The organism is Marinobacter sp. UBA3604, assembly GCF_002375325.1.
GTDB lineage: Bacteria > Pseudomonadota > Gammaproteobacteria > Pseudomonadales > Oleiphilaceae > Marinobacter > Marinobacter salarius.
In genome coordinates this window covers 1-21,032 of the sequence record NZ_DFMB01000048.1, presented here as the reverse complement: position 1 = coordinate 21,032, position 21,032 = coordinate 1, and the positions used below count along the sequence as shown (strand labels likewise).

The window sequence follows — 21,032 nt, the reverse complement described above, 5'->3', positions numbered from 1 at the left end:
GCGCAGTTGAGAACCGAGCCGTTGGGTACATTTATAATCAAAGGTGAGACCTTGTCATCCAGACTTGAAAGCATTGTGGCTAGTCAACGCTTCAGCCAACTGATGGTGGCCACTATCATCGGCTTCGTTCTGTTCAAACGATTCTACCGGGATATCGGTGACGTCTTCTTTATGATCACCTTTATTGGCACCTTGTTATCCATTTTCTATAATTTCAAGAAGATAAAAAAAGACCCGATATACATTGCGTTTTTCATCTCCATTGCCATTCCCCTGTTGAGCTGGATCAACAGCATCGTAGCCATCCCTGATCTGGCTATGCCAAAACCGTCCCCGTTCTTCTTCTATAGCTTTTTCATCTTTTGGTTTATCGCCTATTGGACGAGAGGAAATACCAACATAATCGCTGGAATCCTGATCGCTTATTGCTTGAGTGCGCTGGGAATCTTTATCAGCAACTCGAGCGATTTTTTCGGGGAAATATACGCCGGAATCTCCGGTTCCCGTATTGATTTTAATGTAGTTAATGCTCAGCACACCTCGTTATTTTCAGGATTTGGCTTAATTGCATCCATTTTTTTGCTCCTTGCCAGAACGACAGCGTCAAAGCACCTGAAACTACTGAAGTCATCGCTTGCCATCGCTTTCTTCCTGTTTTTCCTACTGATTACCGTGATCACCCAGTCGCGTCAGGTTTGGCTCTCCTTGCTCTTGTGTTTTCTCGCAGCCCCTTTAACCCTGAAACTTTTGCCACAGTCACGTATCTCAACTAAAGCTGTGGTGCTTTCTTATATCGCATTGTTTTTCGTACTGATGGCGCTGTCAACGTCGCAAATCGTCTCCAAAAGGATCGGTGCTGAAACTGACAACATAAAAAATGCGGCAACGTTGGACATAGAATCTATTCCTAACAGTGGCAGTGTCGGAATACGGATTAACCTGTGGATAGAAGCCTGGCAGTGGTTCAAAATGCGGCCTCTACTCGGCAGCGGCGAGAATGCCAGAGAGTTGGTTATCTCCGAATCAGATAATTTTTCAGACGCCATGAAATCCAGTTTCAGCCACCTTCACAACTCCCACATCGAAAGCTTGGTCAGCTTTGGAATAGTCGGAACTGTGTTCATTTATTTTCTGATCTTTTTCCCCGTGATCACGGTTTCAAAGAGCCCCAAAGGCGTCACTGGCAATACGTGGCGTATATTCGCAACAACGACGGCCATATTCTGGATAACCGTGAACTGTTTTGAGTCATTTTTCTTTTCCTGGAATGGCATATATGTCTTTTCGGTGTTCTACGGCATTATTTATAGCTTCCAATTCAAAAAAAATGACCGTCTCCTTACAGGCCCTCCGTAAAATTCGGATCAATCTACGATCCCCTGCTTAAACACCTTTGACATTTTCTTGATGTTTCTACAAAGCTTTTCTGACAGTCCTTCAACTACCATACCGACCTAAACCTGAACTGTGCTCGCATTACAGCGAGCGCTTCCTGTGAAACAGCACTGGAATCAGACATGGTCAACTCCCAGGTATCCCCGGGTATCCGCCAGCAGGTGCTTGGCTTTGCAGCCGCAGGCGGCATCGCAACCGCCATTCATTGGGCGTCGATGGCTGGCCTTGTACTACTTGGACTCTCGCCTTTATACGCAACCGCTATTGGAAGCCTGTGCGGCGCTGTTGCCAATTATTTGTTTCAACGTCAGTTAGCCTTTCCGAATGCAGATACCCATGCAAAGACCGTCGGACGCTATGCGTTGTCCTGTCTGCTTGCCTGGATAACGAATTTCATTCTGTTTTCTTTCTTCCATCAGGGCCTGTCCCTGCCAGTCACCGCTGCCCAGATCGTCACAACGACATTCGGGGCGCTATTGAACTTTGTTGTTTACCAGAGGTTGGTCTTCCATGAGCAGACATAGTGTTCTCCCTACCCGTATTAGCAGTAAACAAGTTCTTTCCATCGTCGTACCCGTCTTCAACGAACGAGCAATGCTGCCCGTTTTTCTGGAACGGGTGCTGCCTATTCTTGATTCCCTCACGGTAGCGACCCAACTGGTTTTCGTTGATGACGGCAGCGAAGACGGGAGCGCCAACTACATCTCCAGTTTTCTGGCGCGTCGCAGTGGTATTCGATTGGTAAAACTGACCCGTAACTTTGGCAAAGAAGCGGCTCTCACTGCCGGCCTGGAACATGCGACCGGTGATGCTGTCGTGGTGATTGATGCGGATCTTCAGGACCCACCAGAACTTATTCCAACCATGGTCGAAGCGTGGCAGTCCGGTTCCGATGTTGTATTGATGCAGAGGCGGTCCAGGCACGGGGAATCTCTGCCCAAGCGCCTGAGCGCTCATCTGTTTTACCGGCTGCTCAATCGAACAAGCAGGACAAATATCCCCGTCGATACCGGAGATTTTCGACTGATGAGCCGCAGGGCAGTCGATGCGCTGATGTCTCTGGGCGAACGCAATCGCTATATGAAGGGGCTTTTTGCGTGGATAGGCATGCCCACCACGGTACTTCCTTATGACCGGGCGCCACGAGCTGCGGGAGTTTCCAAGTGGGACTATCCCAGGTTGATCGGGCTCGCGCTGGAAGGACTGACCTCGTTTTCAACATCACCACTGCGCTGGGCCACTGGCGTGGGCCTGCTTGCAGCATCAATGGGTGCCCTTTTCGGGCTCTGGATCGTCGTCAAGGCTACGTTACTGGGTGACGTCACCAACGGCTATCCATCGCTGGTGGCCATCATTACGTTTCTGGGAGGGATTCAGCTTCTTAGTATTGGCATCGTAGGCGAGTATGTCGGCAAAACCTATGTCGAGACAAAGCAACGCCCGATTTACCTCACAGAAGATGTCATGGAGAGCGTCCAGGCAGGAGCTCGACCCAACACCCTGAATCCGGAGCCATATCGCCATGCTAGCTCGAATTAGCCCCTGGTTGCTTGTCCTGTCCGCCATTTTAGCAAGTCGCTTCATCGGTATGGCCCTGTTTCCATTCGCCGACACGACAGAACCACGGTACGCTGAAATCGCCCGGCTGATGGTAGAAACCGGTGACTGGATCACCCCCTGGTTTGAACCGGGCGTACCGTTCTGGGGCAAACCGCCACTGTCGTTCTGGGCGCAGGCCGCGTCAATCCAGTTGTTCGGGCTCTCCGAATTCGTCATCAGGCTACCCTCCTGGATCGCAACCGTCGGTATCGTCTATCTAACCTGGCACTTCGCTTTACTGCTCTGGGGGAAAACAGTCGCTCGTTGGTCCGCTCTGGTCTTCTCTTCCATGGCCCTGACTTACATCAGTGCCGGAGCGGTGATGACCGACGCCTTTCTGGCGCTTGGCACCACGCTTGCCCTCGTCAGCCTTGGTCTCACCCTGAATGGGAAGTCCACTGCCTGGGGATTCCTTTTCTTCGTAGGCGTGGCCATTGGACTGCTGGCTAAAGGCCCGCTCACCTTGGTTTTGATTGGCGTTCCGATTGGCACCTGGCTGGTTATGACCCGAACAGCGCCCGCAAAGCTTGGCCGGCTCCCCTGGCTCTGGGGGTGTACCTTCACAGCTCTGGTTGTTCTGCCGTGGTATGTGCTTGCCGAGTGGAAAACCCCTGGATTTATCGACTACTTTATTGTTGGCGAACATGTTCGCCGGTTTCTTGACCCGGGATGGGCGGGGGACCTTTACGGTACTGCCCATCTGCAACCCAAAGGTATGATCTGGGTTTTCTGGATCTGGGCCAGTTTTCCCTGGGGTCTTATCGCCATCAGCTGTCTGGCGGTGTCCTGGTTTCGAGGGAAGGGCAAGGATTCGATGCGCGCACTGCGCGACCCAAGACTGCTTTTCGTTTTTCTGGCGACCATGGGCCCGCTGTTATTCTTTACCCCTGCTGGCAACACACTCTGGACCTACGCACTCCCCTCCTTGCCGTTTACTGCCATACTGATCGCTTACTGGCTCACCAGGCTGGATTTGGCCCGCTTCAGTAAGTTTTATTATCCATTGGCAGGAGCCGTTCCAGTGTTGATGACCGTATTTGTCTTGCTGGGAACGCAAGGCGTCTATACGCTGAAAACCGAAAAGCAGCTGGTTCTGGAGTACGAAAAGCTGGCCGATCACGACAGCAGTCCACTCTTGTACCTCAATGATCTGCCGTTCTCTGCAAGGTATTATTCCAGAGGAGCTGCACAAGAAATAACATCGGAGGAACTGTCAGCAACGAAAGCCAATCCTCACTATGCGACCTATTTCGTTGCCATTCCGAAGCAAATCTCCCAGGAATCAGTGGTCACATGGCTTCGAGAGGCCAACACAGAATTACTGAACCGGCGATATCGATTAGTGTCGTTTAATCCAAATATCCATCGTCAGGAATTGTCAAAGAATGACCAATAGATCCTTTAGTTCAATCGACAGCCGACGACTTGGCATCCTGATTGTGGAAGACCAGAAAGACCTGGCGGAAAACCTGTTCGAGTTTCTCGGCGACGACCGCTACACCCTGGACTATGCCGCCGACGGGTTGACCGCACTGCACCTGCTGGCAACTCAGACATACGATGTCATTGTTCTGGACCTGATGCTTCCCGGGGTAGACGGTTTCGAGATCTGTCGCCGTATCCGGCAAGATCTACAATGCCAGAAACCGGTCATCCTTATGACCGCGTTGAGCTCACTCGCAGATAAAGAGAAGGGGTTTAACTGTGGTGCTGACGATTACCTGGTGAAACCATTTGAACTCAAAGAGCTACAGCTCAGAATTGACGCTCTTCACCGGCGCTACACCCCGGTTTTCAAGGGACTTCAGGCCGGAGAGCTTCAGTTTGATCCCGGCACGCTCAGCGTACATTATCGGGGAAAATCGACAGAACTTACCGGTACGCCCGCCAGGCTCTTTGAACTACTGATTCGCGCCTATCCCAGCTTTCTCAGTCATGATGTCCTTTCGGAATCAATCTGGGGTGATGAAAATACAGAAACCGGAGGGAACACGCTGCGTACCCATATCTATGCATTACGCAAGACCCTGGAGAAGGCGTTTGGCGATAGCCTGATAAAAACCGTTCATGGGCGCGGCTATCGTTTAATACTGCCTGACCCAAAGGCCATGCCACAATGAAGCAGCATTCACTGTCCCGCCGCCTGTCCGCCACACTGTTTGGCATTGTTGTCATAACGACAACAGTTTCGATGGTCGCCGTCGAGCTCTTTGTAAACGATGTGGAAGACACTATTCGGGGCCTGGAACTGAAACTTGATGCCGAGTACTTCAAAGAGCAAATTACGGAGTCGAGCTTTCAGAGCTGGAAAACCGGTCGCATTGAAGCGTACTTTCTACCAAGTGGCGCACCAGAATCACTTTTGCCCCAGCACCTTCATGACCGTCCCGTCGGATACTCAGACGAAATCGAGTTTGATGACTGGACGAAAATACTGAACGTTGAAACAACCATCAAACCTCCTGGACGGCTCTACGTGTCGGAGGACATCACGATTATGGAGAACAGGGAAGCGGTGATTCAGATCGTGCTGCTCGTTCTGGCTGCAGGGCTGATGTTTTTGGGGCTTTTCGTTTCAGGTATTGCCTCATCTTATCTGCTAAAGCCGCTACGGGCACTGACTCACGACGTGCAGTCAACAGAGCCCGGGGTTTCGATGCAAAGACTCTCACGCGACTACAGGGATCGCGAATTCGACCAGATCGCCGATGCCTTTAATCGCTTCCTTTCGGCAATGGAGACCGTGGTTGAGCGGGAAAAGTCCTTTGTAAAGCTTGCCAGCCACGAATTTCGAACCCCCCTGGCGGTCATTATGGGCGCTTTAGATGTACTGGAGCAGCGCAAAACGCTCTCGGAAGCCGATCAGAAAACCCTGGGACGAATTCGCAGATCTACCCGCACCATGCGGGAAGACACAGAAATGCTATTGAGAATTGCCCGCGGGGAACAGGATAGGGACAACCCTGCCAACATTGATATCGTAGCAACGACCCGTGAACTGCTTGTCGACCTCAAGGATCTGAACCCTGCATTTAACGGCCGCACAGTACTCCACCCCCAGAAAGATCGCGTTGTCCTACGTTCAGACCCCGCCCTGGTACGGATGATTATCCGCAATCTGGTTCAGAATGCTCTCGGACACACCAACGGCAGCGTCGACATTTTTATAACGGATCACAGGATTCGCATTCAGGACTTTGGCAAAGGTCTTTCAACCTCGGCAATGGAGGCAATATCAACCGTTGTGGCGCCGGAGACCAGAAAACTCCATCAAAGCAGCTTTGGCCTATTGATTGTGCAACTGGCCTGCGAACGCATTCACTGGGGCCTCCAGGTTGAAAAAACAGACTCCGAAGGCACCGTCATTGTCATTGATACGCAGGATCTGCCCCACTGAGTACCTGCAACGCCGTCGCTATGGTTTATTCACGTCAGGGGTATCATACTTTTGCTCACGATAAAGCCATAGTGGCAGTTGGGCAAATGCCAAAGCCCGTTGAAATTCAGCCTGCGACGGCTCGGCATCGGAGTATTCCGTTTTGCCCGACCCGGGGTCGTAGATGCCCTTCAAGGGCGATTGATCCGGCCTGAGAACCAACACCTGATGATCGCCTCCCATCCACGCATAGTTGTCATTGAACTGCATCATAGCGCGCCCGGCTTTTTCCGGGTGCCTGGTGATGTCCCTCCCTACCATCGGATGGTCCGCTTCCATGCCCATCAATGACAGCAATGTCGGCGCCAAATCGATCTGACTGACCATGGTTCTGATACGCTGCGGCGCAATCTTGCCACCGAGAATTAATCCGGGGATGTGGAAGTTTTTGATAGGAACCAGCTCGTCACCCCATACACGAGCATCATGATCTGCCACAATCAAGAAGACGGTATTCTCCCAGTAGTCCTGCTGGCGTGCCGTCGCAATAAATTCGCCCAGGGCATGATCAGCGTACTTTACCGCATTATTGACGGTGTTCTTCTCGCTGTCATAAAGCGAGATCCGCCCATCTGGAAATTCGAAGGGGGTGTGATTGGAAGAGGAGAATACCAATCTGAAAAACGGCTGCCCGGCGGCGTTCAGTTTTCGCAGTTCTTGATCCGCTTTCCGAAACAGATCCTCGTCGCTTACTCCCCAGCTACCTGTGAACGTTGGGCTATCGTAGTCGAGCTGATCGACAATATGCTGAAAGCCATTGCCTGAGAAAAAGCTCCGCATATTGTCGAAATGCGCTTCACCTCCGTAAATAAAACCGGTGTCATAGCCTTTGCGTTCCAAAAGGCCGGCCAGCGTAAAGAAGTTCGACTGCGACAGTGACAGCTTCACCACACTGCGCGATGCGGAGGGTAGAAACCCGGAGATGACGGCCTCAATTCCGCGAACAGAGCGCGTTCCTGTGGCATAAAGGCTCTCAAACCACCACCCGTCATTTTTCAATGCTTCCAATCTGGGCGTAACCGGCCTGCCCCCGAGGGATTCCACAAATGTTGCGCCCAGGCTTTCTTCCAGGACAATCACCAGATTGATGGGCGACGTCCTTTGATAGCTGGGAGTTTGATGATGCAATGTAGGGTAGTTGTCAGACGAAAACTCGTAACCTTCCAGCCAAGGCGCACTTCTAACCTCATCCAACATCACCTCGTCTGTTATTGACCCGTAGGCCTGATTGCTCTCGGTTTCATGCTTTAAGTTGTAGATGGCAAATGCAACAGACCACGTAGAGTTGATGATCAATGAGTTGACCAGCGGATCTGACGTTAGAGCAAACATGGCCGGATTCGCTGGGCGATGGCCGGTTGTCGAACGCACACACATAAATACCGTTACGACCACCAGCGGCCAGATCAACAGTGCTTTTCTATGGCTTGAAGGCCGGGGTGCGCCCAACCACGAGCGTAATGTTCTCCAAAAAACGGCCACACCAGCAACGGTAAGCCCGAGGCTGAGGAATACCGTGGACTTGTAGCCGGTCCACAGCATGGAAAACACTTCCCGGGGATACTTTAAATACTCGATAAAAAGCCGGTTAGGCCGAACATCGTACTGGTTGATAAAGGCAGGAGTGACTAGCTCCATAAAAATGATCAGCGCGATGACCAGAATTGCCCAGGAGAACGTCAGCTTTTTCCACAGAGCCCAGTTAAATCGGTTCCCTAAAATGGGAAGAACCAACAGCATCGGCGCCACAGCCATCCCCGCGAGAATCAAATCAACTCTCAGCCCATGTAAGAATATACTTGGGAACACGCCTGACTCGGACACTCGGTCGAACTGCCATAGAACAAGCAAACAGCGCGATAGACTACCGACAAGCAGAACAGAACAAAAAACAACCAACAAAGGAAAATAAGCACCCGCCCTCGTAACAAAGTGGCATTTGGGCTTGGCACTACCAGAACGTTCTACGGGCATTGGAATGCAATCCTCGTACTTAAAAGGCTGAATTTTTAAGCGGGAGGTTATTGCATTCGGGGTGGAAGCAGTGTCAGGAAAATGTCAAAGAAATATCAAAAAGTAGAGCGACCTGAGACCCGAAGGTTAAGTCAGGATCGACCGCGAAAAAAGTATTTCTGCCAGGTATAAAGTCGCCCCCAAAAACCAAGATGCTTCGATTTCAAAAAAACAAGTCCGGGAGCGCGCCCCCAACTATGCTGAAACCAGTGGATTAAATAGCTGTTGTCTGGAGCGACGAAGTTCATTGGTTCCTGTTGATAGCCATAGAAGTATTCAACGGGATAGAGCTTGCAACGCTCAAGCTCTTGCAGTCCCTTGTCGACCAGTAAGCTGGTCAGTATTTGGGGGCCAATGTACAACGGCGATTCCCATATCGCACTTTCATAAAAATCAATCAGTGCTGCCAGAATTCTGGAATTCTTTTCGGCATATATCGACGCCGTTCCAAGAAAATCCTGATTCTCATAACCAACGGAAAACTGAAGGCCGGAAAAAAGCGGAAACGGATCTTTTCGGATGGTCACGTCGGTATCAAGGTATAGGCCACCATCACGCTGAAGGACCTTCAACCTTAGGTAGTCGGATACGAATGCGTACAGCTTTTTCTGGTAGCACACCTTTGCGAAGGCACAGGAGTCAACCCATTCGTTTATCGCCTGGTCAGACTCTGTCCAAAGCCTGTAGTGGTAGCCCTGCTTTGACCAGTCATCAATACAGGCATGGGCCAATGGTGGCATTCGACTCCCCAACCAAATGGCATGTATTGTTTCATTCATCACCCGAAAGCCCTATTCGAATCCCCATATTACCTTCTATTTCAACCAAAATTTTCTATTGTAAACATACCGTTGAATCCGCTCACCCAGAGTAAACAACTCCCTGAGGATTGTGACAACAATAGCTCTACGCTGCGTTTTTTCCGTGTAACCGATCATCGATTCAAACTGATGATCGTGATAGACAAAGCCCGGCTCAACGCCACAACACAACACCTTATTTGACCAGTATCGGTCCATATAGATATCAACCGACAGAAAAACCGGCCTCAGCGATTCGATAAACTTTTCTGCGGCGCCTGGGGTCAGGTAATACCCCATGGTGCTCATAGGCCCTTTGGTATAGCGAAGCAATCGAAGTCCTTTCAATTGAGCGTACTCAAATGCCTTGTGATTTCGTGTTTTGTTTTCAAACAGCCTGACGCACCCCGCCTCTTGAGGTAATTCAGGAATATTCTTCAAAAAGATCTTGAACAATCCCTCGTCAAATATGACATCGTCTTCCAGAATTACCAGATTCTGATTTTCCTGAAGACACTTTTGCCAAATTCTGTAATGGCTGGCAAAACAGCCAAGCTGTCCCTGACTTAAAGGAGCTCCTTTCACCCTCAGTCTTTTTTTCTCGTCGTAGAACGGCTCAATGGGGTTTGGATCGCGCTGGCCATCTACCCCCCAAAAGAATTCAAAGGGAATTCCGGCACTGTCCAGAAGGGACTTAATGCGGGCTTGCCGGGCTTTTGCCCGTTCCAACGTGAGCACGATGACTTTGGCTGGGCAGATCCCATCCGGCATAGATTCTATCCCTTTGAAGTACAGGTATCAGTACTCGGCCGACTTCCTCAGCTCACGCTTGAGGCGCCGGCGCACTTTGATTTTTCGAAGGATATTCAACGGCTTTCCCCTGAGCTCTCCCTTCTCACCGGTAAGGAACTCATCGACCGCATCGATCACGCGAGCACTGGACTTGCCGTCACGAAAACCATGCAGTTCATCGCACAGGGCCCTTGCCGCAGACATCAGTTCAGGGGGCCGACCCAATGCTGTTTCCAGCGCTTGCTCAACCCGATCAGGCGAGTTGACGTCAATCAGATATGGACCCGGCATTTTTGTGTTGAGCGTCACCACCGGACGGTCCAGAAACATAAACTCGAACATGATGGAGGATGTGTCGCATAACATCACGTCCGCCTCTGGCAGTATCGGCAGCAAGTCTTCATGGCTCTCGACAAAACGCAGGTTTGGCCCTGCAAGCGCCCGGTACTGATCGGTAATTGCCGGATCCATTTTGGGGTGCAATGTGACGATAAACTGCCAGCGATCATTTTGAGACAGATTTGCGATAGTGCTCAACAACTGGGGAGCTGCAGTCACGGAACGACTGAACGTGGATGCAAAAAATACGACGGGCCGCTCGCCCTCATTCCGTAGACGTTCACCGGTATGCCGGTTATCGAACAGGGGGTCCAACTTGGGCCAGCCGGTTTTGGCAACCGAAAAATACTTATACTGCTGTGCCAACTCGCCAAATTTTTTGGTGTCTTTGCTCGCGTGAGTACAGTAGAGGTCAAAAAAGCCACGAATCCGGTAGTGATCACTTTCGTCCTCGCTGCTATGCCCCCTTTTGTTTCGAGCGAGGCCGTGAAATACCTCAACTTTGATTCCGGGAAAGAAATACGGCACCCAGTCACCAGGGGCAAAAGTCGCACAGGCATCGTATTCCATCACGCCCTTCACAGTTGTCAGGCGGTGCTCATCCGGTAACAGCGGCGCCGCAGAGCAGCCTGCTACAAACCAGGCGGCGTCATCGCCCCGTTTGCGTATTTCTTCCTGTAAAGGCCGCAGAATGGAATACGAGTACGGCTGATTAACAAACAAAAGATAACGACGCATTCAGAACCTGCCCGTCAAAGCGTTATAAAGCTCGCCGGTCTGCTGTACAGTTTGCGAGGTATGAAAATCAGCAGCTATCCGCTCTCGGGCTGCAAGCCCCAACTGGCGCAACAAGCTGCCATCTCGATACAGGCGCTCAAGGGCACTCGCGAGGGCCTGAGAGTGATCAGGAGCCACCACCAACCCGCTGGCTCCATCCTCAACAAGTTCAGGCATGCCACCAACACTTGTCACCACCGGCGCAACTCCATAGGCCATCGCTTCAATCACAGCCCGAGGCAGCCCCTCTCGCTCCGTGGAGGGCAATACAAAGACATTGCTGGCTGCCGCAATGGCCGGCGCATCCCTGCGAAAACCAGTAAAGTGAATTCGAGCAGAACGATTAGTGGACTCCGCCTGAGCTCGCAGATCCTTGTTCTCAGCCATATCGCCCACCAGAATCAGGTGCGCTTCAATGTCATCAGGCAACTTGCAGAATGCGTCAATAAGAACGTCGTAGCCCTTGCGAGGGGAGTTACGACCAGTACAACAAACCACAAAGGCGCCCTCGGGTATACCAAACTCCCCCAGATCAGCTGGCTCAGCCTGGTACCACCCGAGGTCATGGCCCTTGTAGATCCGCTGGAGCTTCGAATCTGGAATACGCATCCACAAAAACTTCAGGCTCGACAGGTAATCTTTAATTGCATCGGCGACGCACACAATTTTACTGACCCGGGGATGCAGAAACGTTATCCAGGATTCGGGGTTCAAAAAACTGATGTTCCCGATCACACCTCGATAGGCCACGATCCTTATGTCCGTGCCTTTCGAGGCAGTCAGGCCACAGGCCAGGGCCCGAGGATTGTACGCGTGTATGACCTCGTAATCTTTCTTCTTCAACTGCTCGCGGATAGCCGCGATGCCTACCTTGTCGAAGCGATCTTCCAGCGCCATCGGTTGAGCGACCATGCCCTCATCCACAAGGCGCTGATAATTTTGCCCTTTCGGATTACACATTACATCCACATCATACCCGGCTTTTTTAAGGCCAATGAATAGCTCGGTTTCCGGGCGATCACATGCGTCAGTCAGACAAAGGACAGCTGGTAGCGGCCCGTTTTTTTGCGTATTACTCAAGCCTCTTGACTCCCGTTATAGCCATTCATTAAAAAATACCAGACGCGCTCCTGAGTTTTCGCGCCAGCCAGTTTCCGAAGAGACCGGGCGAAGCGCTCAAGGTTGGCAGATTTCCAACCCGCAGACGCCGGTGACTGGACAATCCGCCCCTTATCAAAATCAATCAAAAAGAACTCATCCCCTCGCACCAGAACGTTAAAACAATTCAGGTCTGCGTGTTTTACTCCAGCATCGTGGAACCGGCGCAAATTCACGCCGAGATTCCTCCATCCGTTATCATCCAGCGATCCTATCAGGTCAGCTAGTGGCGCGGTGTTGTCAATTCGCTCAATAATAATCGATGCTTGATAATGTAACGGCGACATTCTTCGATACCATGCTGCCACCGGTTTGGGTACAGGCAGCTCCAACTCTGTCAACCAGTTGAGCAGGCGAAACTCGGCAAAGGATCGGACATGCTGTTCCCCCAGAAACACATAAGATGACCTAGAGAGCCTTGTCATCAATCCGCCACGCAGGTATTTCCGCAGCACAACCTGATGGCCGTCGGCATCGACAAACCATGCGCCACCACGTCCTCCGCTACTGACTGGACGTGCCAGTTTTCCCCAGTATTCAGGACTGAACCAAGCCTCTGACACCTGGCCGAGATAATCCGGATGGAGAAGGCAGGCTGAGTGGTTGTCCCGGACGCAAATTTCAGACTCAGCCATGCTCACCCTAATACAAACCAATAACCAAAGAGACGAACCGCTGGTCGCCCTGAGACGATAACCAGCGAGTAGGTTAGAATACGCAGCAGTTTATCAATGAATCACGCCAAAGCTCTACATACATGTTTTCTGAACCTGAAACGGACCGTAACTTGATTAACTCCATCTGTATATTGCGCCTGTCCGCCATTGGCGACGTCACCCATGTCATTCCCGTGGTATTGAGCCTTCAGGAACAGGTGCCCGGCATTAAAATCACCTGGGTAATCGGCAAGATTGAAGCAAAGCTGATTGGCGACCTGCCGGGTGTCGAGTTTGTCGTTTTCGACAAGAAAGCCGGTCGAAAAGGTTATGCGGACTTGCATAACACCCTGAAAAACCGAAAATTTGACGCCTTGCTGCATATGCAGGTGGCCTTCAGGGCCAATCTGGCGGCGGCGATGATTCCGGCAAAGGTGAAAGTAGGGTACGACCGTGCCCGTAGCAAGGACCTTCACAGCCTGTTTATAAACCGGAAAATCGCTCCGGCAGCGCAACAGCACGTGCGGGACTGCCTGGCAAGCTTCCTGGAGCCACTTGGCCTGGAACCCGCCGCACCAAAATGGGTCATTCCATTGGCCTCCGAAGATCATGAGTTCGCCAGGCAGCACCTCGCAACGGACCGCAGGAACCTCGTGATCAGCCCCTGTGCCAGCCACACCCTTCGCAACTGGCCTGCCGAGCGCTATGCCCAACTGGCTGATCACGCCATCCGCACTCACGGCATGAAGGTGATTCTGGTGGGCAGTCCCGCCCCCTTTGAAGCGGAGTTTTGCACAGACATCGAAAACGCTATGGCGGAACAAGCGCACAACATCTGTGGCAAGGATACACTGAAACAGCTCACCGCTCTGTTGGAACGCGCCGATCTGGTCGTCGCACCGGATACCGGGCCGGCCCACATTGCCAGTTCAATGGGCACCGATGTGCTGGGTATTTTCGCGGCCAGCAATCCCAATCGTTCCGGCCCTTACAACTCGCTGCAATGGTGCGTGAATCGATATCCGGAAGCGTTGAAGCGGTTTACCGGAAAAACCGTTGAGCAGGCTCGCTGGGGCGCCAAGGCGGAATTCGAGGGGGCGATGGAACTGGTGACGGTGGAGGACGTGACGGAGATGCTGGATCAGTGGGTTGCCCAGCACTGATGCCGAGCCACTGTCTACGGCTCTCTCGGGCCTTCTCTTTAACCCTCTCCCGCGATGGGAGAGGGTATGACAATCCAGGCGAATGAAAGCACCGCTTTACTTGCGGGCGGTGTAATCCTGATAGGACTTTTCTTCCACAAATCGTGAACCCAGGGCCAGGTTAACGTCCTTCTTGATGGCGGCGCGCTTGTCGTTGGTAACATAGACGGCGCGAGCCAACTCAATAAACTTTACGCCGAAATCCTGAGCAGCTTCCTGATCACGAATGTCGTCTTCGATTTCCCAGAGCGCCTCGTTCACTTCTTTAAGCTGCTTGCGCAGATCTGCGATGGCTGCCTGATCCTGAACGGCCTCGTTCCAGGTGGCGCTCAGTTCGTCCAGCTCGAGCCGAACATTTTTGACCTTTTCCGCGTCTGCAATGCGTTCAGACTTGATCTCCAGAATGGTGATCTTGTCCAGCACTTCGCCGAAGGAGACCGGCACTTTGATAACGTCCGCCATTTGCTCTTCCTGCAGGTGTTGTTAGTGGACCACGGCGTTAGCCGTTAACCGCTGTCAGCCAGTGTGAATGCGCAGGACTCTTGCCCTTCACAGCATCGAAATACATACCCTGCAACTTCTCGGTCAGCGGGCCGCGCTTGCCAGCGCCGATCAAACGGCCATCCAGCTCACGGATCGGCAGCACTTCTGCAGCGGTGCCAGTAAAGAAGGCTTCGTCCGCAATATAGACCTCATCCCGGGTGATACGACGCTCTTTCACCGGAATGTTCAGCTCTTTCGCGAAATCCAGGATGGTCTGGCGGGTGATGCCTTCCAGGCAGGACGTCAGTTCCGGTGTATGGAGCACGCCATCACGCATAATGAAGATATTCTCGCCGGAACCTTCAGCCACGTAGCCTTCGTTGTCCAGCAACAGGGCTTCTTCGCAGCCACTGGCAATGGCTTCATTCAGGGCCAGCATGGAGTTGATGTAATTACCGTTGGCCTTGGCCTTACACATGGTGATGTTGACGTGATGCCGCGTGTAGGAGGAGGTCCGGACCTTGATGCCCAACTCCTTCGCTTCCGGTGACATGTAGGATGGCCAACTCCAGGCGGCGACCATGACATGAACCTTGAGGTTGTCTGCGCGCAGCCCCATACCTTCAGAGCCGAGAAACACCATTGGGCGCAGGTAGGCTTCGTCCAGATTGTTTTCACGCACTGCGGCGATTTGGGCCGCATTCAACTCGTCCTTGCTGAACGGCATGGTCATGTTGAGGATATGGGCGGAGCGGAAAAGACGATTGGTGTGATCTTCCAGGCGAAAAATCGCAGCACCCTTTTCAGTGCTGTAGGCGCGGACACCCTCGAAACAACCCAGACCATAGTGCAGGGTGTGGGTCAGCACGTGAGTTTTGGCTTCCCGCCAGGGAACCATTTCACCATCCAGCCAGATCAGGCCATCGCGATCAGCCATCGACATTGTTTCTGCTCCTAAAGCACTCTATTCGGGAAACCGGCATTCTAGCAGGAAAACTCGGGGTTACGAAGGGGCGCAATCACTCTTCCATCACTCCTCCATCACTTCTCAATCACCCCAACATAACCCGATTCCACATACTTTGGATGTAATCACGCTCTTCGGGAAACGCATCACCCGCCACCTGGCTATTCAGGTTCTGCAGTGCCCGCCGGTGTATGGTGGAGCGCAGGGTGATAAACGTTTCCCTGAGTTTTTCAGTGTCTTCCACCGGCAATACCCCCGCCCGGCCCAGTTCCTCCATCTGGCGAATATTATCGGACCACTGCGTCAGTTCCGGATGCTCGGAACACCAGGCCAGCATCAGGTACTGAACCATAAACTCAATATCAATAATGCCGCCGTAGTCGTGTTTGATATGGAAAACCTCAGGCACCTTGCCTTCGATTTGCGGGGTGCCCAGGGCGGTGCGCATCTTCTCTCGCATGCCGACCACTTCTTCCCTCAGCTTTCCCCGATCCCTTTGCTGACACAGGATGTCTGCACGTAGCTTTTCAAAGGCTTCCAACGTTTCCGGACAGCCTGCCACACCACGGGCGCGGGCCAGCGCTTGGTGCTCCCAGGTCCAGGCATCGTTACGCTGGTACTTCTCGAAGGCGGAGAGCGTACTGACCAACAGCCCCGAGCTGCCCGAGGGTCGCAGGCGCATATCCACTTCGTAGAGCTGGCCGGACGGCGTCTGGGTGTTGAGAATGTGCACAATTCGCTGCCCGAGCCGGGTGTAGAAAACGGCGTTGTCGATGGGCTTGTCACCGTCCGTTGACTGCTCCGGATCGGCATCGTGGATAAAGACCAGGTCGAGGTCCGAGGTGTAGCCAAGCTCGATACCGCCCAACTTGCCATAGCCAACGACGGCAAAATCGGTGTCACAGGCTGAGCCATCCTTGCGCCGGGGGTAACCATGGCGGCTGACCAGGTTAGCGAACGCCACGTCCACCACATGGTCCAGCACCACTTCGGCAATCCACGTCAGATAGTCACTGACCTTCATCAATGGCAGGGTTTCCCGTATCTCCGAGGCGGCCACTCGCAGTATGTGGGCTTTCTTGAAGTGCCGCAGAGTCTCCATCTGCTCCTCAAGATCCTCATAGGGAATCCGCAGCATCTGCTGGCGCAGGTCATCCTGAAGTTCGGTTTTTGCCGGCGGGCTGTACAGGCTCTCTGCGTTCAACAGCTCGTCGAGCAGCAAGGGCGTTTCCGCCAGCTGGCTTGCGATCCAGGGGCTTTCACTGCACAGGCGGACCAGCTGGGTCCTGGCTCCAGGATTCTCGAGCAGCAACACCATGTAGGCGGTTCTGCGCAGAATCGCCTCAACCAGTTGAAGAACCCTCACCAGCGTCCGGGATGGCCCCTCCACGTGAGTAAGCGCTTCCAGCAATACCGGTATGAACTTGTTTAACCGCTGTCGCCCTTGGGTCTGCAGCGTTTGCAATGTGCGGGTTTCGCGCAGGTCGCTGAGGGCAGCATAGCTGCCTTCGGCGTCCTCAAAACCATGTTCATCGAGCCAGGCGGTCGCCGCCTCCTCGTCCATTTCACCCAGCCAAAGTTCCTGCCAGCCTTCATCAAGCGCCGCTACTTCGTGTTCTTCATCTTCGATGGCGATGATATCCGCAAAATGCGTGGCCACCCGTTCGCGATGTTTTTCCAGTTCCGCAACGCAGGCTGGCCAATCATCAAACCCCATGATCAGTGCTACACGGGCTTGCGAGAGATCGTCTTCCGGCAGCAGTTGGGTCTGTTTGTCTTCCATGCCCTGAAGGGCATGCTCAAGATTGCGAAGGAAGACATAGGCCTCCTTCAGCTCCTTTACCACCGGTGACGGCAGCAGCTCCAGTTCTTCCAGCTCCTTCAGGATTACCAATAGTTCCCGCTGTTGTAATTCCCTGTCACGGCCGCCCCGGATCAACTGGAACGCCTGTACCACAAATTCAATCTCGCGGATGCCTCCATTGCCGAGCTTGATGTTGTTTTCCAGGCCTTTACGGCGTACTTCCCGGCTGATCATGGACTTCATGGCACGTAGGGACTCAAACGCACTGAAGTCGATGTATTTGCGATAGACGAAAGGTTTCAAGCTATCCATCAGGACTTGTCCCGCTTGCTGATCACCAGCCACAACCCGCGCCTTTACCATCGCATAGCGCTCCCAGTCCCGCCCCTGGTCCTGGTAATAGGTTTCCAGCGCAGCAAAACTTAACGCCAGCGCCCCACTCTGGCCATAGGGGCGCAGGCGCATATCCACGCGGAACACAAAGCCGTCTGCGGTGATCTGGTCCAGCGCCTGGATCAGCCTCTGGCCCAGGCGTATGAAAAACTGCTGGTTATCAATGGATCGGCGCCCGCCACGGGTTTCGCCCTTCCCGGGGAACGCGAAGATGAGATCAATGTCTGACGACACGTTGAGCTCGTGCCCGCCCAGTTTCCCCATTCCCAGAACAATCAAGGGTTGCGGGCCTTCCTTTCCTGTCGCCGGATTTACTCCCCACGGCGTTCCTGATTGCTCGCAGGTGTCTTCGTACAACCAGTCCAGGGCACCCTGGATACAGGTGTCGGCGAAGTCACTTGTGGCCGCCATGGTTTCGGCAAGGTCTGCCCAGCGCATCAGGTCCCGCCAGATAATCCGGAACTGTATTTCCGTCCGGAATTGCCGCAACGACGCGTGGAGACTGCCTTCATCAACCACGTCTGACAGGAATTCCTGCCAGCGCTGGCGCAGGTAATCCGCAGTGGTGCGCTCAGTCAGCGGGCGCGAGTGACATAGTGCCGCGACCTGTTCCAGATGGCGTTCAAGGGTGCGCCTGACAAAAGGGCTGCGAGCGACGGCCTGGGCCACATCCTCATCGGATACGCCACCCTGAGTGCCCAGAAAACTGGGCATGCCCTCGGAAAATACCGAAGACCAGGCACCGCCAACCTCATCTGCCAGACTCTTCGGTAAGGAGCGCCACGGCTCGGACATAATGCAAACCCCTGTGTCTCTGTTATATTTCCCGTACTGTATAACGAACTCTCCCCCGACAGAACCGTTGTAAGGACACCGATGCAGAGGAATCGCCGGCCGCTGAACCCGGAACATCAGCTTTCCCACCTGCCTATGTCCGGGATTATCCGGTCACGCATCAAGCGGCTTTTCACCATTCTTGGCGGGCTGCTGGTCACTCAGGTGGTGATCATATGGGCGGCAGAGGACCTCACGCTGTTCGAGTCTGCGTGGATGACCATGACAACGCTGGTTACCGTGGGCTACGGTGATTTTGCGCCGCAGACCATCATCGGACGACTCAGCACCGTTTTGCTGATGTTCATTGCCGCCATCACGCTGTTGACGCTTATCGTCAGTGATTATATTGAATACCGGTTCTACCGCCGGGAACGTATCTTAACCGGACGCTGGATATACGCCATGAAAGACCACATCGTTATCGTCAACACACCGCAGACGGGCGGAGAACAGTATTTTTCTCGCTTTGCCTCCCAAATGCGGGCCGTGCCCGGTTATGAAACCGTTCCCATCATCATATTGACCAGTCAGTTTCCCAACGGGCTTCCGCCCGAACTGGCGGACAATGGCCTGGTTCACTTTCATGGCTCCGGTAGTGACCCGGAAGCTCTCAAGGCGGTGCACGCTGGTTCAGCCCGACATATTGTTGTATTAGCCGCTGACGAATCCGACCCGACCTCCGACAGCCTGACCTTTGATATTGCCCACAGGCTGAGTGAGTCCAACCTTGGCCAGAAAGTTACAGCGGAGTGCGTGCGGGATGAAAATCGTGATCGCTTTACATCAGTTGGTGTCCGTACCGTTATCCGGCCGGTTAGAACCTACCCGGAGATCATGGTGCGCTCGGTCATCGCACCAGGGTCAGAGAAAGTCCTTGAGGATTTGTTTAACTATCAACACGACCACCCCCACCGCTACGAAATTGAACTGGACGACCTGAACTGGGCGGATATCGTCAGTGCGCTGATTCGGCACGGTATCGGCACCGCTCTCGCCTACATTGACAACAGCGACGAAGTCGTTTGCCATCCGCCCACCGATAAGGAAATCGAAGGTAAGGGCCTGATCGTTCTCGTGAAATCCAGTGAGACGCCGGACGTGGAAGTAGTGAAAGAGGCCCTGTCCCACTATCGCGATTTTATTAACAAATGGCACAACCTGCAGAAAAAGGCCTCCCAAGAGGATAGCAGCGCCGCCAAAGCGGCCGACAAGTCGTAAACTATGCCGCCGCGATGGCCAGTTGTAGTTGGCCAAGCTCCCGACTGGCTACCATCTCACCAATGCTCGTCCCCTCTGCCAGCGAACGGAACACGTGCTGATAGAGATCCTGGACTCCGCGCTCGCCAGCCATCCGACCTATCGCCCCAAAATTGTCTCTATCTGCGGGAACGGGCTGCCCGGTGAGCCATGACACGCTGAGGAGAAAGAGGAATTCATTCACCGATAACTCAGTATGCTGCACTGCTTTCGGAACCGGGTTATAAAGCCCCGCGAGGTAATACCCCTGCTCCGCTTTGCTGACAAGGTTCAGAAACACCGGCACTTCATCCGCCAGACGTCGCGCCCACGTTAGTAACAGTGAGGCGTCCCCGGCCTTAAGTTCAAATTCAATTTCACTGAGCGGGCGAGACTGCTCGCCTGCTACAATCTCTCCGGAATCAATGGCCACTTCAACCAGGCTTTCCCCTTGCTCGATCATGACCACACGACGCTGAAAGTTGGTCTCAAATACCGGCTGCAGTTTGGCAAGGTTCACGCTCTGCCCCACAGGTGTGTCGGCAATCAGTCCCATATTGAGCGTGGTACCGATCAGCGGCCACTCCCACTCCTGGCGACGATGAGCACCGTCAACGAACTCACCACGGGTCTTCAGGGTCTGGATGTGTCTGTCACCCACCTTACGGATTCGCAGGGCAATCTTATGGCGGTTGAGATCCCCATCGGGCGTGTCGTAGTAGGTGTTCCCCAGTTGCAGGGTCTCGGACTCATAAGTGTTTGGCTGACCCAACAGCCAGTCAACGGCTCGATCCAGATCAGGCTGCGCCACGCTGAGCTTGATTTCCAGTTCCTGGGCCATCGCCCCTCCTGCCTTGGGAAATTTGATATCAGCATAATCGAGTAGGAGGGGGAGTCACCTCCCCCGCCCTCTCACACCACCGTACATACGGTTCCGTATACGGCGGTTCATGGCTGACTCTGAAGCCGGGCCATCGTATCCAGCAAGCGTACCAGAGACAAGCCGTTGAACACCTTCTTAGGCAGCGCCGCATTCATGTGAGAGGCGCCGCTAGCAGGGGGCGCAGTTTGGCCCTAAAAACCTTCAGGCTCTCGGGTGCAATCCTTAGTTGGACCTGTCATTTATGCCAGCTCACGCTGTAACC

The 21,032-nt window shown here is 53.3% G+C and carries 18 protein-coding genes; 8 read left to right on the top strand and 10 right to left on the bottom strand.

Translation table 11 applies throughout. The features are described 5' to 3' along the window. The first annotated feature begins 51 nt into the window (after nucleotides 1-51). From B2590_RS14825 to B2590_RS14800, 6 genes are all read left to right on the top strand, one after another. Entirely contained in the window at nucleotides 52-1,356 is a 1,305-nt protein-coding gene (locus B2590_RS14825) for an O-antigen ligase family protein (protein WP_177190666.1), read from the top strand. 161 nt (nucleotides 1,357-1,517) lie between these two features. Then, entirely contained in the window at nucleotides 1,518-1,919 is a 402-nt protein-coding gene (locus tag B2590_RS14820; RefSeq protein ID WP_041336067.1) for a GtrA family protein, read from the top strand. Next, nucleotides 1,906-2,934 carry a glycosyltransferase family 2 protein gene (locus tag B2590_RS14815; protein WP_091644602.1) on the top strand — a complete coding sequence of 343 codons (1,029 nt, stop codon included), beginning with the start codon at nucleotides 1,906-1,908 and terminating at the stop codon, nucleotides 2,932-2,934. Before B2590_RS14820 ends, B2590_RS14815 begins: the two co-directional genes overlap by 14 nt. 7 nt (nucleotides 2,935-2,941) lie before the next feature. Further along, nucleotides 2,942-4,390, top strand: a complete 1,449-nt coding sequence (locus B2590_RS14810; protein WP_228301454.1) for an ArnT family glycosyltransferase — start codon at nucleotides 2,942-2,944, stop codon at nucleotides 4,388-4,390. Then, nucleotides 4,380-5,114, top strand: a complete 735-nt coding sequence (locus tag B2590_RS14805; protein ID WP_036203478.1) for a response regulator transcription factor — start codon at nucleotides 4,380-4,382, stop codon at nucleotides 5,112-5,114. The genes B2590_RS14810 and B2590_RS14805 overlap by 11 nt, the downstream gene beginning before the upstream one ends. Next, entirely contained in the window at nucleotides 5,111-6,391 is a 1,281-nt protein-coding gene (locus tag B2590_RS14800; protein ID WP_091644600.1) for a sensor histidine kinase, read from the top strand. Before B2590_RS14805 ends, B2590_RS14800 begins: the two co-directional genes overlap by 4 nt. Before the next feature lie 18 nt (nucleotides 6,392-6,409). Here B2590_RS14800 and B2590_RS14795 read toward each other — a convergent pair whose 3' ends face one another. From B2590_RS14795 to B2590_RS14770, 6 genes are all read right to left on the bottom strand, one after another. Then, a complete protein-coding gene (locus B2590_RS14795; protein ID WP_041336062.1) occupies nucleotides 6,410-8,404 on the bottom strand; it encodes an LTA synthase family protein in 1,995 nt (664 codons plus the stop codon). Nucleotides 8,405-8,535: 131 nt separating this feature from the next. Further along, complete coding sequence (locus B2590_RS14790) at nucleotides 8,536-9,222, bottom strand: glycosyltransferase family 32 protein (RefSeq protein WP_036203471.1); 687 nt, start codon at nucleotides 9,220-9,222, stop codon at nucleotides 8,536-8,538. Nucleotides 9,223-9,258: 36 nt separating this feature from the next. After that, nucleotides 9,259-10,014, bottom strand: coding sequence for a glycosyltransferase family 25 protein (locus tag B2590_RS14785; protein ID WP_036203468.1), 756 nt, complete (start codon nucleotides 10,012-10,014; stop codon nucleotides 9,259-9,261). Nucleotides 10,015-10,041: 27 nt separating this feature from the next. Next, a complete protein-coding gene (locus tag B2590_RS14780) occupies nucleotides 10,042-11,112 on the bottom strand; it encodes a CDP-glycerol--glycerophosphate glycerophosphotransferase (RefSeq protein ID WP_036203465.1) in 1,071 nt (356 codons plus the stop codon). Beyond that, the gene (locus tag B2590_RS14775; RefSeq protein ID WP_036203462.1) at nucleotides 11,113-12,231 is read right to left on the bottom strand and encodes a glycosyltransferase family 4 protein; all 1,119 of its coding nucleotides are present in this window, start codon (nucleotides 12,229-12,231) and stop codon (nucleotides 11,113-11,115) included. Beyond that, a complete protein-coding gene (locus B2590_RS14770) occupies nucleotides 12,228-12,944 on the bottom strand; it encodes a 3-deoxy-D-manno-octulosonic acid kinase (protein WP_041336056.1) in 717 nt (238 codons plus the stop codon). Before B2590_RS14770 ends, B2590_RS14775 begins: the two co-directional genes overlap by 4 nt. 155 nt (nucleotides 12,945-13,099) lie before the next feature. Here B2590_RS14770 and B2590_RS14765 point away from each other — a divergent pair, with 155 nt between their 5' ends. Then, nucleotides 13,100-14,128, top strand: coding sequence for a glycosyltransferase family 9 protein (locus tag B2590_RS14765; protein ID WP_075195816.1), 1,029 nt, complete (start codon nucleotides 13,100-13,102; stop codon nucleotides 14,126-14,128). Between the two features lie 96 nt (nucleotides 14,129-14,224). Here B2590_RS14765 and B2590_RS14760 read toward each other — a convergent pair whose 3' ends face one another. From B2590_RS14760 to glnE, 3 genes are all read right to left on the bottom strand, one after another. Continuing rightward, complete coding sequence (locus B2590_RS14760; RefSeq protein ID WP_075195807.1) at nucleotides 14,225-14,629, bottom strand: DUF6165 family protein; 405 nt, start codon at nucleotides 14,627-14,629, stop codon at nucleotides 14,225-14,227. Between the two features lie 37 nt (nucleotides 14,630-14,666). Continuing rightward, nucleotides 14,667-15,593: a branched-chain amino acid transaminase gene (locus B2590_RS14755; protein WP_036203452.1), complete on the bottom strand. Its 927-nt coding sequence runs from the start codon at nucleotides 15,591-15,593 to the stop codon at nucleotides 14,667-14,669. A gap of 109 nt (nucleotides 15,594-15,702) precedes the next feature. Then, complete coding sequence (gene glnE / locus B2590_RS14750; RefSeq protein ID WP_286810605.1) at nucleotides 15,703-18,609, bottom strand: bifunctional [glutamate--ammonia ligase]-adenylyl-L-tyrosine phosphorylase/[glutamate--ammonia-ligase] adenylyltransferase; 2,907 nt, start codon at nucleotides 18,607-18,609, stop codon at nucleotides 15,703-15,705. Nucleotides 18,610-18,690: 81 nt separating this feature from the next. Here glnE and B2590_RS14745 point away from each other — a divergent pair, with 81 nt between their 5' ends. Then, the gene (locus tag B2590_RS14745) at nucleotides 18,691-19,869 is read left to right on the top strand and encodes a potassium channel family protein (RefSeq protein ID WP_286810606.1); all 1,179 of its coding nucleotides are present in this window, start codon (nucleotides 18,691-18,693) and stop codon (nucleotides 19,867-19,869) included. Nucleotide 19,870: 1 nt separating this feature from the next. Here the strand turns inward: B2590_RS14745 and B2590_RS14740 are convergent, their stop codons facing one another. Beyond that, a complete protein-coding gene (locus B2590_RS14740) occupies nucleotides 19,871-20,728 on the bottom strand; it encodes a CYTH domain-containing protein (RefSeq protein ID WP_286810607.1) in 858 nt (285 codons plus the stop codon). Nucleotides 20,729-21,032: the final 304 nt, after the last annotated feature.